The following is a 13526-nucleotide window of genomic DNA, read 5'->3' as shown; positions in this document are numbered from 1 at the left end:
GTCTTTGGCAAAAGCGGCAGAAAATGCTTCGCCACAAGCGCGGGGCCGATCGCATTGACGGCATAGAGCCGCGCCATCCAATCCGGATCCAGATCGCGCAAGGCTTTCTCCGGTCCAAGATCGTCGGCGTGGAGCAATCCGGTGGCCACAATCACCAGGCTTGGCGCCGGCCCGGCTGCCACCCGCGCCGCAGCAGCGGCGATGCTCGCCTCGTCCAGCAGGTCGAGATGGTCGGCCCCGCTTCGCTTCCGCGCGAAACCGTAGACGACGTCGAAGGCCCCTTCCTCCAGCAGCGCCGCCTCGAAAGCCCCGCCGACCCCGCCGGACGCGCCTATGACGACGGCGGAGTTCCGGGCGGCACCGCTCATGCGCGGGTGAACCGCCAGCGGTTTTCGTCGCTCTCGGCGGGATCGAACCGATAGCCGTCGCTGTCGAAGCCGCGCATTCCCTCGACATCGGTGACGTGATGCTCGCAGAGCCAGCGCGCCATCATGCCCCGCGCGCGTTTCGCGTTGAAGCTGATGAAACGTGGGCCGTTCGGGCCGGGCTCGCGGAATTCCACCTCGATCACGCGGACGCCGGGCAACTTGCCGGTGACCGCGGCGAAGTATTCCTGACTGGCAAGGTTGAGCACCACGTTGGATCCTTCTTCCTCAAGCTGCTCCAGCAGGAACTGCGCGATGCGGTCCCCCCACCAGTCCGTCAGGCTCTTGTGGCGCGGAGCCCAGCGGGTGCCCATCTCCAGACGATAGGGCCGGATCGCGTCGAGCGGGCGCAACAGGCCGTAAAGGCCCGAAAGCATGCGGACATGGTCCTGCGCGAAGGCCACGCCTGCCTCATCCAGCGTATGCGCTTCGAACCCGGTGTAGACGTCACCCGCGAAGGCGAACAGCGCCTGACGCTCGGGCAGATCGGGAAAATCGCGAAACCGGTCGGCATTCAGCTTGGCCAGACGCGGCGAGATATGCATCAGCTCGGAAAGCCGCTTCTGCGTAAGGTTCGCCGCCGATTTCGCAAGGCTGGCCGCTTCCTCGGAAAAGTGCGGCGTCGTCACGGCAAGCGGCGGCAGGGCGCGCTCGAAGTCGAGCGTCTTGGCGGGGGAGAGGAGAGCGATCATCGCACGCGCGGTAGCGAGGGCCGGCGATGGCGTCAAACCTCGCCGGCCGCGGGGCTACCGCTGCCGCATGTCGGATCAGCAACGAAGGCTCAACGGGGGCACTTCACCGGATCATTGCGCTTGCAGTAGGGATTGCTGGCTTCCCACTGAGCCCGCGCAGCCTCGTAATCGCGCACGGCGGTTTCGTGCTGGCGTACGGCCTCGCCAAAAGCGGCCTGTTCGCGTTCCTGCCGCGCGGTTTCCGTCGCGATCGTGGCCTCGCGCGCGCGCTGGCGAGCGTTGAAGTCCTCCACTTGCGCCTGCGCCGCCTGCGCCTGCTCCTGGTTCAGCGCCTTACGCCGGGCTTCAGCGTCCGGCCCTTCAGGACGATTGTTGGCCGCCCCGTCCGACTTGGGCGCATCGGGAAGGCCCATGTCCGCCACGCTTTGCGCAATTCCGGGCACGGGCGCAGCAGCAAGGGCCAGAGCGAGCAGGGCAAGTGGGCGTGAGCGTTTCATCGATGGTGTCCTTCTTCGGTCTGCAAGGTCGCTCGGAAATGACATCCTCGCTCTCCCGGCGCCAGTTTGAAGTGAAGCAACGAGCGACGGCCCGGCCCGGTTCCTGCACGATACCGCGTGGCTCTTTGGCCAACCTGACGCTCAAGCCCGAGCGAGCGCTTTCTCGTCGGGCCGCAGGGTCAGCACTCTCACGCCGCCTCCGGTAACGGCAACGGTATGCTCGAACTGAGCGGAGAGTTTGCCGTCCACGGTCCTGACCGTCCAGCCGTCGTCCTCGGTCCGCACCATCCTGCGTCCTTCGTTGAGCATCGGCTCGATCGTGAAGACCATGCCTTCCTCAAGGCGAAGGCCCGTACCGGGCCGACCGAAGTGAAGAACCTCGGGCTTTTCGTGCATTTCGCGGCCGATGCCGTGGCCGCAATAATCGCGCACTACCGAATAGCCGGCCCGCTTGGCGTGACGCTCCACCGCATGGCCGACATCGCCCAGCCGCGCACCGGGGCGAACGGCCCGGATTCCCTGCCACATCGCCTCATACGTGGTCTGCACCAGCCGCCTTGCCTGCGGCGCGACCGCACCGATCATGTAGGTCTTGCTGGAATCGGCGATAAAGCCGTTCTTTTCGAGCGTGATGTCGAAATTCACGATATCCCCCTCGCACACATATTCGTCATGCGACGGGACGCCGTGGCACACGACCTCGTTCCGCGAGCAGTTCAGGACATAGCCGTAGCCATATTGCCCCTTGCTGGCAGGCCGCGCGAGAAGACGATCGACGATCATCTTCTCGACCATGTCGTTGATGTCCATCGTCGATCGCCCGGTGAGCACCTCTCCGTCGAGAAACGAGAATACCGATGCCAGCAGGCGCCCGGCTTCCGCCATGAGTTCGACTTCCTCAGCCGACTTGATCATGGCACGCCCTCACCCGCGATTTCGCCTTGTAGGCGGCCGTCTACGCCCGCATCCCGCAATTCCCGCGCGACGATCTGCTGGAAGGTCAGTTGCGGGTTCAATTCGCAGAGCATGCCAATCCTGATCCAGAACGCCGCCTGCGCATTGATCGAGCGGTAGGACGCCTTGCTCGCCTTGCGCAACTGGTCGTGCAGGTCATCCTCGATGTTGACGATGCCCATCATGGCGCTCCGGATATACGAATCATATATGGTTCATATCGCACACCCGGACAGCCTGCAAGATGTCAGTCATGCGCACGCCGCAGCAGGTAGATGTCCATTATCCAGCCGTTCTCATGGCGCAGTGCGGCGCGGCGATCGACGATCTGCTCTGAAACCTCGCTGAGTTCGCCCGCGATCAGGCACTGCTGAGGCATGGCAAGATAGGCGCCCCACCAGATTTGCAGCCCTTCCATCGGCAGGGTTGCGAAAACGCAGGCGGCATCCAGCATCACCGCCAGCGTGTCCGCGCCCTTGGGCCAGCCCTGTTCGCGCAGCCGTCGCCCGGTGGTGATCGTCACGGGAGCGGCCAGCGTGTTCAGGGCAATGCCATGCGCGGCCGTCAGTGCCTGGAGGCTGGTAATGCCGGGCACGACGTGGATGCGCAGTGTCCGGCCCTCTTGCTGGAGCCGCTCGGCTATCCTCAAAGTGCTGTCGTAAAGCGACGGATCTCCCCACACCAGCAGAGCGAGCACGCCCCCTTGCGGCAGGTGGTTGTCCATCTGCCACGCCCACTCGCGCGCGATGGCCGAATGCCAATCCCCCACGGCATCGAGATAAGGCGGGATCGCCGAGCGTTCGGGCAGATCGAATTCGACCACGCGGGTGATGCCGGTCAGCACTTGCGCGCAGATGGACCGGCGCAGATCGAGCAGATCGGACTTCGCCTCTCCCTTTCGCGGAAGAAGGATCAGGTCCGCCGCGTTCATCGCCCGGACCGCCGCCAGCGTCAGATGTTCGGGATTGCCCGTTCCGATACCGATCAGGTGGAGATCGACACCTCCCGTCATCGGTCCTTATCCACGGCAAAGCGGGAGGCGGCAGATTGCGGCCGGAAGCGACGGTCGTAATTGGCCGCGTAGAGGCTGCTCTCGCCTGTCGCGCCAATCTCCAGGCCCTCGGCATCCATGCCCAGCGCAGGCCCGACAAGGATCAGCGCCGTTCGCTCCATGGTTCCGGCGACCGCTTGCTCGATCCGGTCCAGCGGTGCCCGCACTATGCGTTCGTCGGGCCAGCTTGCGCGCCAGACCACCGCCGCCGGGCAGCCCGCGCCATAGTGCGGTACCAGGTCTTCAACCACCCCAGGCAGGTTGTGGATCGAAAGATGGATCGCCAGAGTGCTGCCCGTCGCCGCGAAAGCGGCCAGGTTTTCGGCTTCCGGCATGGTGCTGGCCCGGCCCGGAGTTCTTGTGAGAACCACCGATTGCGCCAGCCGGGGCACCGTCAACTCGGCCTCCAGCGCGGCGGCGGCGGCAGCGAAAGCGGGCACGCCCGGAGTCACGCTGATCGGGATGCCCAGCGCGCGCAGCCGCCGGATCTGCTCGCCCATGGCCGACCAGATCGACAGATCGCCGGAGTGGAGGCGGGCGATATCGTGCCCCTCGGCGTGAGCCTCGGCTATCGTGGCGATGATCGCGTCCAGATCCATCGGTGCGGTGTTCACGATGCGGGCGCCGGGCGGGCAATGGTCGAGCAGCGCCGTGGGCACGAGCGAGCCCGCATAAAGGCAGACCGGGCTGGACGCGATCAGGTCTCGCCCGCGCAAGGTAAGAAGGTCGGGCGCGCCGGGGCCGGCGCCGATGAAGTGAACGGTCATGTCTGTGCTCCCTGGGCGATGGCGCAAGTGGCCATGCGATCGGACGAAATGCAGCGGGTGACGAGCAGGCAGGCGCCGGAACCGGCTGCCGCCAGCGCAGAGGCTTCGGCTACGCTGCCAGTTCCCCGCACGGCAAGGCTGACTGGAGATTGCGTGAAGGTGCACGCCGCCGCCAGAGCATCCGGCGCGACGGGAATGATGGACAGCCCACGCTCGCGCGCCACCGGTTCCAACAGGCCGAGCTTGTCGGCCGGTGCCGCCAATGCGTCGATCGCGCCGACACGGCGGCAGGCCAGCGCCAAGGCATCGGCCAGCGACGACGGGCTGGCGCCGGACCGAAAACCGAAGCCGGCGACGATCACAAGGTCGCGCTCCACTGCACAAGCGGATAATGCGCCTTCCACCCTCTGCGAGATCCCAGCGGCGCCGCTTGCGACAGTTCGATCCGCAGCAGACTGCCCCCGATCTCCGCATGGGCTGCGGCCAGAAGCGCTTCGGTTTCCAGCGTGACGGCATGGGCGACGATGCGTGTCCCCTCCGGCAGGCACCGGAGCCTGCGCAACAACGCCTCATCCAGTCCTCCGCCCACGAAGACGGCATCGGGGCACGCCTGACCATCGAGCATCTCCAGCGCAGCGCCTTCAACGATGCAAAGGTGATCCGCTCCTAGAGCCGCAGCATTCGCCATCGCTCGTGCCGCGCGCTCCGGATCGGCCTCGAAGCCGATCGCACGCATGTCGCCGTGGGCGAGCAGCCATTCGATGGCGATCGAGCCCGATCCCGTGCCGATGTCCCACAGCAGTTCTCCCGGCCGGGGCGCCAGGGCGGAAAGAGCCAGCGCGCGGATGGGGCGCTTGCTGATCTGGCCGTCATGGGCGAACCACGCGTCATCACGGCCCGAAGCGCGTGCCATGACCTTTCCGGCGCCCGCGCAATCGATGCCCACCGCCACCGGGTGGGAGATCCCGGCAAGAGCGCAGGCCTCGGCGCGCACATGGTGAATACGCTCGCGCGGGCCGCCGAGCGCTTCGAGCACGGAGAGGCAGGATGCGCCGAAACCCTGCTCCACAAGGTAGCCCGCCAGTCCGGCGACGGCTGCACCGTCGCGCAGCAGCACGATCGCCCGCTGCCCCGGCGCCAGACAGGGCCGCAATCGCGCGAGCGGCGCGGCGTGGAGGCCGAGGCAAGAGGTAGCCTCGATCGGCCAGCCCAGCCGGGAAGCCGCCAGCGTGAACGTCGAAGGGCCGGGGTGCGCGATCCATTCGGAAGCGTCGAGCCCCCTGGTCACGACCGAACCTGCGCCGAACCAGAAAGGGTCGCCCGAGGCCAGCAGGACGACGCGGCGCCCCCGCAGCGCCACCAGCCCGCCGAGACCGCTCTCGAACGGCACTGGCCATGTTCGACATTCGGCACTAAGCCCCGGCACCAGGCCGAGATGACGGGCCGCGCCGGTCACGACTTCGGCTTCCGCCAGCGCGGCGCGAGCCACTTCGGACAGGCCCGCCCATCCATCCTCGCCGATGCCGACGATCGTAAGCCATGCCTCTTGGGGAACTTCAGACATGACCCGCGTCCTGATCCTGGGCGGCACGACCGAGGCCAGCGCGCTTGCCGCGACCCTCGCGAGCAACGGTATCGCAGCCACCTTGAGCTATGCGGGCCGGGTTTCTGCGCCCCGGAGCCAGCCTGTGCCGATCCGCATCGGCGGGTTCGGCGGAGCGGCGGGCCTGGTGCGTTACATGGTCGAAAGCGGCACGACGCATCTGGTGGATGCCACCCACCCTTTCGCCGCGACGATAAGCGCCAATGCCGTCGCCGCTGCCGAGGCCAGCGGCATTCCGCTCATCGCGCTGACCCGCAAGCCGTGGCAGCCCGCTCCCGAGGATCGCTGGCACCCGGTTCCCGACCTTGCCGCTGCAGTCGCCGATCTTGCGGGGCCGCCGCGCCGCGTGATGCTCGCGCTGGGCCGGATGCACGTCGAGGCTTTCGCGGCGCAACCCCAGCACCATTACCTCCTGCGCTTCGTCGATGTGCCCGATCGGCCGCCGGGCCTGCCGGATCATCATCTGGTGGTCGATCGCGGACCTTTCACGCCGGAAGGCGACAGGGATCTCCTGCGCAACCACCGTATCGATCTGGTGGTCTGCAAGAACGCGGGCGGCGCGGGCGCCTCGGCCAAGCTGACCGCCGCGCGCGAACTGGGCATTGCCGTGACGATGATCGACCGCCCGCCCCTGCCGCCGCGCCGGGAGGTCGAGAGTGTGGAGGCGGTGCTGGACTGGCTCGGTCATTCAGCCCACCGCGGCGTATAGAGAACCGGCCCTCTCGCCCGCTCGATCAACCGGGTCCGGCTAGACCCGACGATCACCATCGTGCGCATGTCCGCCATTTCCGGCCGCGCCGCGCCAAGCGTCACGACTTTCAACGCCTCCTCCGGCGTGGAAACCGCGCGGGCGAACAGGATCGGGCGCTCCGGCCCGCAGGCTTCCCTCAATATCTCCAGTACCCGCGCGAACCCTCCCGGCCGGGCTTTCGAGCGCGGATTGTAGAAGGCCATGGCGAAGTCCGCCTCGGCCGCCAGGCGCAGGCGGCGCTCGATGAGCGACCACGGCTTGAGATTGTCGGAAAGGTTGATCGCGCAGAAGTCGTGCCCCAGCGGCGCACCCGCGCGCGCGCTGGCGGCCAGCATGGCCGTGATCCCCGGCAGCACGCGGATGTCGAGTTCGCGCCATTCGGGCATTCCTTCCCAAGCCTCGAACACCGCCGCCGCCATGGCGAAGACCCCCGGATCGCCGGACGAGACCACGACGACCTTGCGCCCGCTTGCCGCCAATGTGAGCGCAAGGCTCGCGCGCTCCAGCTCGACCCGGTTGTCGCTGGGATGCAGGCTGAGGCCCTCGCGCGGCTCTATCCGGGCCACATAGGGCCCATAGCCGATCACGTCGGTCGCCTCTGCCAGCGCTGCCTCCACTTCGGGGGTGACGAGCCCCGCGCTTCCCGGCCCCAGTCCAGCCACCGCAAGCCAGCCACTCAAGGCCTGCGCCCCTGTCCATGGATCAGCAGGATCGAGAAGTAGGGCGTCACCGCCTGCGCCTCGCCAAGCCGCGTCACTTTCTGCTCGGCCATGGCGGCGTGTTCCACCAGCCAGGCCTCGCCCTCGCGCCCGGCCGCCGCGACGGCGCGGCGCAGCTTGGCGAGATGGCGCCCGATCTTCATGACCACCAGTGCATCGGTATCGCGAATGCGCCGTGCCAGATCCTCTTCCGGCAAGGTGGCGGTGAGCACCGTGAGCACGTCGTCGCCCCAGGTCATCGGCGCGCCGCAGGCCGTCCAGGCGCCGGACATGCCGGTGATCCCCGGCACCACCCCCACCGGCACGGTTCCGGCGAGGCGGGTATAGAGGTGCATGAACGAGCCGTAGAAGAACGGGTCGCCCTCGCAGAGCACCACCACGTCCTCTCCCGAGCGCGCGAGGCGGGCCAGGTTTTCGGTGGCGCCTGCGTAAAACCGCGAGAGGCAGGCGTTATAGCGCGGGTCATCCAGGGGGATTTCGGTGGTGACCGGGTACTCCATCGCATGTTCGACGGCGTCGTGCCGCAGCATCCCCTCGACGATCCGCCGCGCCTGCCCCGGCCTTCCGGCCTTGCGGAAGAAGGCGACATGGCGCGCCTCCCGCACCAGGCGATCGGCACGAACGCTCAACAGATCCTGCGCCCCCGGACCGAGGCCCACGCCATGCACCGTTCCCAGGGTCATTCCGCAGCGCTCCCGATCGCATTGACGGCAGCCACGGTGATCGCACTGCCGCCGAGCCGTCCCTCGACGATGCAGCACGGCACCGCTCCGGCCCCAGCTCCGGAATCGTGCCGCGCCGCCCAGAGCGCCGCCTTGGACTCCGCCGCGCCGACGAAGCCGACCGGACATCCGATGATCGCTGCCGGTCGCGGGCAGTCCGGGTCTTCGAGCATGTTCAGCAAATGAAAGAGTGCCGTGGGCGCATTGCCGATAGCAACCAGCGCGCCCTGCAACAGTGGCCGCCATAGCTCCAGTGCCGCCGCCGAGCGGGTATTCTCCATGGCGCGGGCGAGGTCGGGCACGGCCGGGTCATGAAGCGTGCAGACCACGGCGTTACCGGCAGGCAGGCGCCCTCGCGTAATGCCCTCGCTGACCATGCGCGCATCGCACAGGATCGGCGCTCCGCCCTCCAGAGCCGCGATCGCCGAACGCGCAAAACCGGGCGAAAAGCGGATGTCGCGCGCGAGTTCCACTAGGCCGGCAGCATGGATCATGCGCACAGCGATGCGCTCCTCTTCAGGGGAAAAACCGCCGAGATCGGCCTCGGCGCGGATCGTCGCAAAGGACTGGCGATAGATGGCAGCGCCATCTCTCTCGTAGGAATAGGCCATCAGCAGGCTCCGAAATGATCGAGAATTCGGTCGGGGGTGAGCCCGGCTAGGGTCGGCGGATCACCGGGACGGGCATCGAAAGCCAGATCGAAGGTGCCGTCCCCGCCCGTCAGCACCACCGCGCTCGGCCGCGAGCGGGCACAGCCCTTCGCGCATCCCGAGACGTGGAGGCGGCCTTCGATATAGGGCGCCAGTCTGCTCGCCAGTTCGCGCGTTTCGACGCGGGACTGAGGGCAGAGCGGCGCTCCGGGACAGGCATCCGTCCGCAGCAACGGATCGCCGCTATCACGAATGAAGCCCTCGACATCGGGGAACGAGGCGGCTTCCGGAACGAGCCGTCGCCACGGCGTAATCCGCAGTGCGACCGCTCCGGTGGCATCCATCAACCGAACCAGAGCCCTGCCCTGCGTCTGCCCGAATGGCACGCCATAGCCTTCGGGCGGCGGTATCGTTGATCGAGAGACGGCAGGCCGATCGGTTCCGCCAGCCCAGTCCGGCAGCGCCGCGCAGTGCCGCGATGCACGGCCTGAGGAGCGCCCTCCGGTCTCAACGAACCAATGCGCAAGATCGCGCAGCCGGTCCACCGCGTTCTCCCGGCGAACGGCCATTCCGGTGTCGCGCCCGTCCAGACGCAGCAGCAAACCGCCGCGCGCCGCGCGCTCGATGCGCAGGTCCGCTGGACAGGCGGCCAGCATCGGCGTTGGACCGGCATCCACTCCGATGCCGAACTTATCCGGTAGCTGGGGGAATTCATCTAGGCGATCCAGCAGTTCCGTCGCGATCGAGCAGGTGTCGTCGCCCTCCAGCCAGTCTGGCGCGACCAGCAGGCTGCGGCGGGTTTCGGCCATGGAATCGCCCTCGACCAGCCCTGCCGCCACCAAAGCGCCCAGCAGTTTCGGCCAGTCGTCTTCTCCGACCCCCCGTATCTGGAGGTTGGCGCGATTGGTGATGTCGATCGCGCCGCTGCCGAAGCGGTGCGAAACGTCGGCCAGCACCTCCACGTCATGGCGGGTCAATCGCGCGAGCCGGGGCTTCACGCGCACCAGGAGCCCGTCGCCCGCCATCATCGGTCGCCAGGCACCGGGGCACCATCCGCGCAAGGCGAAAGCCGTCATCGGCCGCAAGTCCGCCGGATCGGTCGGCCCCTGCCCAGGCGCAAGCCCGGGACACGTCGATACAGGACGCCCATCGCATCATCCCCTCGCGCAGCGACGAAGACCGGGGCTTGCCGACGCATGTCGGTCGGCGCGCAACGACGGGCGGCGCGACGAGCGCCCGTGCCGTGCACCGATGCGGCCCCAGCCACACGGCTTCGTCGCTCACGCGGAGTACCGAGCCATGGCCTATCCCTGGGCCAGGGCAAGAGCGACAGATACGCCGGCAGGTCTCCTGGCTCGCGGGTCGAAGCGCGATGCTCGGCCTTCCCGGTTGCGCGGCTTGCGCGCGTTCCAGTGGCCGGCTTCCCTATGGAAGCCCCGGCATCTTGCTCACCGCTTACAGTTGCAGGGACAGCCCCGGATTCGAGGGCAAAGCCCCCTCACCGCGTTCCCTATTAAGCCTCTCGCGAGGCACCGGCGCGATCTTGCCCGCCGATCCTGTTCGAACCGACGGGCTCCGGCGCGCTAACCCAAGCGATACCGATGCGCAAGAGCGGGCAAGGTGCGATATAGCCCCGTGCAGCCCCAGCCGCACCGCTTCAGCGATAGGTGAGCCGGGGAAAGAACGATCCCCGTCCTTCGGGCAGGAGATCCAGCAAGCCCCAGACCGGATCGAGCGCATCGAGCGCGCGGTGATGCTGGCCCGGCTCCTCCGGGGCATAGACCAGTTCGCCGCCCCAGAAGTGCCTCACCGTCCCGCCTTCCTTGCGAAAGACGTTGATCATCGGCTCATCCCAGTCCGTTCCGGCTTCGTAGCCACGTTCGTCGCGCATGGGCTGGGAGACGCCGGCGGTGTTGCCGAAGTAGTCGTTCGTGTAGCTGTTGCCCTCGGCCGAAAGGAAGCGAAGGTGCGGCCAGCGTCGCTCCCTCGCCCAGGCGACCAGCCGTGACAGCGGTGAACGGGCCACGACGTAGAAGGGCACGACCTGCCCGACATGCCTGGCTGCTCCGTCCAGGCCGTCGAGCAGATGCGTGCATCCCGTGCAGGGTTCGTCTCGCTCCGGCCCGAACATATAGCTGTAGAGGATCAGGCTGGGCTTTCCCTCAAAAAGCTCGGATAGCCGCACCCGCTCTTCCCGCTGGTAAAGGTCGAGCCGTGTGAAGAGGTAGTCTTCGCTGATCGCGCCGCCCGGAGGCAAGGCGCGACGCAGGGCGGCAACGGCTTCCACCTGACGGCGCAGCGCCATCTCCGCATCGAGCAAGGCGTTGCGCGCCCGCCGATATTCGGCGCTTTCGTTCGGATAGCTGAGGTGTTCCATGTCCGGCCTCCTGCTCCATGCCTGAACGCGCTGGAGGCCGAAGAGTTCTCGCCGCACGCGTAGGGCTTCGGGAAAACCCGCGAGGCGGCAAGCCCTGCGAAAGTGCACAGCTTGCGCAAGTCCCTGAGGCTGCTGAGATCCCTGCCGCGAAACCGACCGCAACCTGTCATGAAACCCGCCTAGCCGCCGTGCATATCCTGATAGTCATTCACGAACACCAAGGATGCACATGCCGACCTCGAACACTGGAAGCACCCTTTCGCGGCGCGGGCTGATCCGTGCCGGCACCGGCCTTGCGGTGGCGAGTGGCGCGCTCGGCACCCGTCCCCTGCTTGCGGCCGCGAAAGAAGCCGAGCCTCGCCGCAAGCCGCTGGTCATCGCCCACCGTGGCTGCTCGGCGCTGAGGCCGGAACACACTCTGGCCTCCTATGCCAAGGCGATCGAACAAGGCGCTGATTTCATCGAGCCGGACCTGGTCTCGACGCGCGACGGCGCCCTCATCGCCCGTCACGAGAACAACATAGCCGAAACCACCGATGTCGCGATCCGTCCCGAGTTCGCCAGCCGCCGGGCCACCAAGATCATCGACGGCGAGACGATCTCCGGCTGGTTTACCGAGGATTTCACGCTGGCGGAGATCAAGACCCTGCGCGCCGTAGAGCGGCTAGGTGCCATGCGGCCGGAAAGCAAAAGCTACGACGGGCAATTCCAGTTGCTCACGCTGGAGGAGATCGCCGATTTCGTGGCTGCGGAATCCGCCGCGCGCGGCCGCATCATCGGGCTGATCCCAGAGATCAAGCATTCCACCTATTTCACGAAAATCGGCCTGCCGCTAGAGCAACGCTTCCTCGATCGGGTTGCGGCCAGCCACTATCTCTCCACTGCCCCGGTGATCGTCCAGAGCTTCGAGGTGGCCAATCTGAAATGGCTCCGTCCCCGCATCGCCGCCTATCCCAAGCTGCAACTCCTGCAACTCACTGTGCCGCTGGACGTGCGCCCGCCCGACGTCGCGGCAACCGGCGGCACCTTGACTTACGCACAGATGCACAAGCCTGCCGGTCTGGCCGACGTGAAAGCCTATGCGGACTGGATATCGCCAGCCCTCCAGGGCGTGATCCCCTACGGCGACGCCTCCGGCAAATCCGGCCCACTCGGCCGGCCCACATCGCTGGTCCGGGACGCCCATGCAGCAGGTCTGCTCGTTTCCACCTGGACGGTGCGGCCCGAAAACGCCTTCCTCCCGACTGACTTCAGGGGCGCGGGGAACGAAGCGGCGCGCCAGGACAAGGCCTGCATCGACCTGCTCCGCCGCTACATCGACGCAGGGGTCGATTCGTTCTTCACAGACGATCCCGGGCTCGGCCGGATCGCCGTCGATAGCTCAACCTGAGCGACCCGGCCGGTTCGGGATCGTCCGACGATCGGGCGCATGGTATCATGTCGACTTTCCGGGAGCGTCGCCATGGCCATCACCATCACCGCCTTCGAAGATTCGCCCGACCGCGGGCAGGGTCTTGCCCGCGACATGCGCGTGCGCTGGGCGCTGGAAGAACTCGAATTGCCCTATGATGTCAGGCTGCTCTCGTTCGCGGCGCTGAAGCAACCGAACCACCTTGCGCTCAACCCCTTCGGGCAGATTCCAAGCTTCGAGGAAGAAGGTCTGGTCTTGTTCGAATCGGGAGCCATCGTTCTTCATCTTGCCCGCAACCATCCCGGAATCCTGCCCGAAGCGGCAGACGCGCGGGCGCGGGCAGAAGCCTGGGTCTTTGCCGCGCTCAACACGGTGGAGCCACCCATCGTCGAGTGCACGATGGCCCTCCTGCTCGAACGCGACCAACCGTGGCAGAAGGCCCGGCAGCCGATGCTCGACCGCAGGGTGCACGACCGATTGAGCCAGCTATGCGCCCGGCTCGGTGACGCCGAATGGTTGGACGGCGGTTTCAGCGTCGGAGACCTGATGATGGTGACCGTCTTGCGCCGCCTGGCCGCAACGTCGTTGCTAAGCGATTTCCCGGCACTTTCGGCCTACATCGCGCGCGGCGAAGCGCGTCCGGCCTACCAACGCGCGTTCGCCGACCAGCGCGCGGTGTTCGAGGCGGCCAATGCGGCTCGACCGATCGACCGCCCGGCCACATCCCCCGCGCCGCCTGAGCTTGGATAGACGCGATTCCCAACCGCTTATAGCCGCATGGTCACGACCAGACTGGCTCGAACTCCATCGAGCACGGCGAAGGTTTACGCTGATTCCACCCATTGCCTGACATTATCCTGGCGTTTCCGCCTATAATGTATGTTGGAATAGGTTCGGCTGGCCGATC

Annotated in this window: 16 protein-coding genes, 1 pseudogene and 1 riboswitch; of the genes and pseudogenes, 3 read left to right on the top strand and 14 right to left on the bottom strand. The window is 67.0% G+C overall.

Features of this window, described 5'->3' with window-relative positions; translation table 11 throughout:
- The 9 genes and pseudogenes from ACI3K3_RS21075 to cbiE form a co-directional block, all read right to left on the bottom strand.
- A pseudogene (locus ACI3K3_RS21075) lies at positions 1-368 on the bottom strand (short-chain dehydrogenase); the annotation flags it as partial.
- The gene (gene yaaA / locus ACI3K3_RS21070; protein ID WP_404917278.1) at positions 365-1117 is read right to left on the bottom strand and encodes a peroxide stress protein YaaA; all 753 of its coding nucleotides are present in this window, start codon (positions 1115-1117) and stop codon (positions 365-367) included. The gene yaaA and the pseudogene ACI3K3_RS21075, both read right to left, overlap by 4 nt.
- Before the next feature lie 89 nt (positions 1118-1206).
- Entirely contained in the window at positions 1207-1614 is a 408-nt protein-coding gene (locus ACI3K3_RS21065; protein ID WP_404917276.1) for a hypothetical protein, read from the bottom strand.
- A gap of 141 nt (positions 1615-1755) precedes the next feature.
- Positions 1756-2529 (bottom strand): type I methionyl aminopeptidase, encoded by a 774-nt coding sequence (map, locus tag ACI3K3_RS21060; RefSeq protein ID WP_404917274.1) that lies wholly within the window; start codon positions 2527-2529, stop codon positions 1756-1758.
- Positions 2526-2750 (bottom strand): ParD-like family protein, encoded by a 225-nt coding sequence (locus ACI3K3_RS21055; protein WP_404917272.1) that lies wholly within the window; start codon positions 2748-2750, stop codon positions 2526-2528. Before ACI3K3_RS21055 ends, map begins: the two co-directional genes overlap by 4 nt.
- 65 nt (positions 2751-2815) lie before the next feature.
- A complete protein-coding gene (gene cobF / locus ACI3K3_RS21050) occupies positions 2816-3580 on the bottom strand; it encodes a precorrin-6A synthase (deacetylating) (RefSeq protein WP_404917270.1) in 765 nt (254 codons plus the stop codon).
- Entirely contained in the window at positions 3577-4386 is an 810-nt protein-coding gene (gene cobM / locus ACI3K3_RS21045) for a precorrin-4 C(11)-methyltransferase (RefSeq protein ID WP_404917268.1), read from the bottom strand. The genes cobF and cobM overlap by 4 nt, the downstream gene beginning before the upstream one ends.
- Complete coding sequence (locus ACI3K3_RS21040) at positions 4383-4763, bottom strand: cobalamin biosynthesis protein (RefSeq protein WP_404917265.1); 381 nt, start codon at positions 4761-4763, stop codon at positions 4383-4385. Before ACI3K3_RS21040 ends, cobM begins: the two co-directional genes overlap by 4 nt.
- On the bottom strand, positions 4745-5950 hold the full coding sequence (gene cbiE / locus ACI3K3_RS21035) for a precorrin-6y C5,15-methyltransferase (decarboxylating) subunit CbiE (protein ID WP_404917263.1): 1206 nt from the start codon (positions 5948-5950) through the stop codon (positions 4745-4747). The genes ACI3K3_RS21040 and cbiE overlap by 19 nt, the downstream gene beginning before the upstream one ends.
- On the opposite strand from cbiE, the gene ACI3K3_RS21030 reads away from it, so the two are divergent.
- Positions 5949-6698: a cobalt-precorrin-6A reductase gene (locus ACI3K3_RS21030; protein WP_404917261.1), complete on the top strand. Its 750-nt coding sequence runs from the start codon at positions 5949-5951 to the stop codon at positions 6696-6698. The genes cbiE and ACI3K3_RS21030 overlap by 2 nt on opposite strands.
- Here ACI3K3_RS21030 and cobJ read toward each other — a convergent pair.
- The 5 genes from cobJ to ACI3K3_RS21005 all read right to left on the bottom strand — a co-directional run bounded on the left by cobJ (position 6674) and on the right by ACI3K3_RS21005 (position 11208).
- A complete protein-coding gene (gene cobJ, locus ACI3K3_RS21025) occupies positions 6674-7420 on the bottom strand; it encodes a precorrin-3B C(17)-methyltransferase (protein WP_404917259.1) in 747 nt (248 codons plus the stop codon). The genes ACI3K3_RS21030 and cobJ overlap by 25 nt on opposite strands.
- On the bottom strand, positions 7417-8142 hold the full coding sequence (gene cobI, locus ACI3K3_RS21020) for a precorrin-2 C(20)-methyltransferase (protein WP_404917257.1): 726 nt from the start codon (positions 8140-8142) through the stop codon (positions 7417-7419). Before cobI ends, cobJ begins: the two co-directional genes overlap by 4 nt.
- Entirely contained in the window at positions 8139-8792 is a 654-nt protein-coding gene (locus tag ACI3K3_RS21015; RefSeq protein WP_404917255.1) for a precorrin-8X methylmutase, read from the bottom strand. Before ACI3K3_RS21015 ends, cobI begins: the two co-directional genes overlap by 4 nt.
- Positions 8792-9907, bottom strand: coding sequence for a cobalamin biosynthesis protein CobG (locus ACI3K3_RS21010; protein WP_404917280.1), 1116 nt, complete (start codon positions 9905-9907; stop codon positions 8792-8794). The genes ACI3K3_RS21015 and ACI3K3_RS21010 overlap by 1 nt, the downstream gene beginning before the upstream one ends.
- 246 nt (positions 9908-10153) lie before the next feature.
- Positions 10154-10383: riboswitch (cobalamin riboswitch) on the bottom strand.
- 105 nt (positions 10384-10488) lie between these two features.
- Positions 10489-11208 carry a DUF899 family protein gene (locus tag ACI3K3_RS21005; protein WP_404917253.1) on the bottom strand — a complete coding sequence of 240 codons (720 nt, stop codon included), beginning with the start codon at positions 11206-11208 and terminating at the stop codon, positions 10489-10491.
- Positions 11209-11437: 229 nt separating this feature from the next.
- Between ACI3K3_RS21005 and ACI3K3_RS21000 the strand changes: the two genes are divergently transcribed.
- Both ACI3K3_RS21000 and ACI3K3_RS20995 read left to right on the top strand, forming a co-directional pair.
- A complete protein-coding gene (locus tag ACI3K3_RS21000; RefSeq protein ID WP_404917251.1) occupies positions 11438-12598 on the top strand; it encodes a glycerophosphodiester phosphodiesterase family protein in 1161 nt (386 codons plus the stop codon).
- 72 nt (positions 12599-12670) lie between these two features.
- Positions 12671-13369, top strand: a complete 699-nt coding sequence (locus tag ACI3K3_RS20995) for a glutathione S-transferase family protein (protein WP_404917249.1) — start codon at positions 12671-12673, stop codon at positions 13367-13369.
- The last annotated feature ends 157 nt before the right edge of the window (positions 13370-13526 follow it).

Source organism: Novosphingobium sp. ZW T3_23, from assembly GCF_044987305.1.
Classification (GTDB): domain Bacteria; phylum Pseudomonadota; class Alphaproteobacteria; order Sphingomonadales; family Sphingomonadaceae; genus Novosphingobium.
Note: the sequence above shows the minus strand (reverse complement) of the source record. Positions and strands in the feature narration are given on the sequence as shown.

Bases quoted from the DNA above. Each gene is read 5' to 3' on its own strand.
- ACI3K3_RS20995 (WP_404917249.1), top strand. From the start codon at position 12,671: ATGGCCATCACCATCACCGCCTTCGAAGATTCGCCCGACCGCGGGCAG.
- map (WP_404917274.1), bottom strand. From the start codon at position 2,529: ATGATCAAGTCGGCTGAGGAAGTCGAACTCATGGCGGAAGCCGGGCGC.
- ACI3K3_RS21065 (WP_404917276.1), bottom strand. From the start codon at position 1,614: ATGAAACGCTCACGCCCACTTGCCCTGCTCGCTCTGGCCCTTGCTGCT.
- ACI3K3_RS21010 (WP_404917280.1), bottom strand. From the start codon at position 9,907: ATGACGGCTTTCGCCTTGCGCGGATGGTGCCCCGGTGCCTGGCGACCG.
- yaaA (WP_404917278.1), bottom strand. From the start codon at position 1,117: ATGATCGCTCTCCTCTCCCCCGCCAAGACGCTCGACTTCGAGCGCGCC.
- ACI3K3_RS21005 (WP_404917253.1), bottom strand. From the start codon at position 11,208: ATGGAACACCTCAGCTATCCGAACGAAAGCGCCGAATATCGGCGGGCG.
- ACI3K3_RS21030 (WP_404917261.1), top strand. From the start codon at position 5,949: ATGACCCGCGTCCTGATCCTGGGCGGCACGACCGAGGCCAGCGCGCTT.
- cobF (WP_404917270.1), bottom strand. From the start codon at position 3,580: ATGACGGGAGGTGTCGATCTCCACCTGATCGGTATCGGAACGGGCAAT.
- ACI3K3_RS21000 (WP_404917251.1), top strand. From the start codon at position 11,438: ATGCCGACCTCGAACACTGGAAGCACCCTTTCGCGGCGCGGGCTGATC.
- ACI3K3_RS21055 (WP_404917272.1), bottom strand. From the start codon at position 2,750: ATGGGCATCGTCAACATCGAGGATGACCTGCACGACCAGTTGCGCAAG.
- cbiE (WP_404917263.1), bottom strand. From the start codon at position 5,950: ATGTCTGAAGTTCCCCAAGAGGCATGGCTTACGATCGTCGGCATCGGC.
- cobI (WP_404917257.1), bottom strand. From the start codon at position 8,142: ATGACCCTGGGAACGGTGCATGGCGTGGGCCTCGGTCCGGGGGCGCAG.
- ACI3K3_RS21015 (WP_404917255.1), bottom strand. From the start codon at position 8,792: ATGGCCTATTCCTACGAGAGAGATGGCGCTGCCATCTATCGCCAGTCC.
- cobM (WP_404917268.1), bottom strand. From the start codon at position 4,386: ATGACCGTTCACTTCATCGGCGCCGGCCCCGGCGCGCCCGACCTTCTT.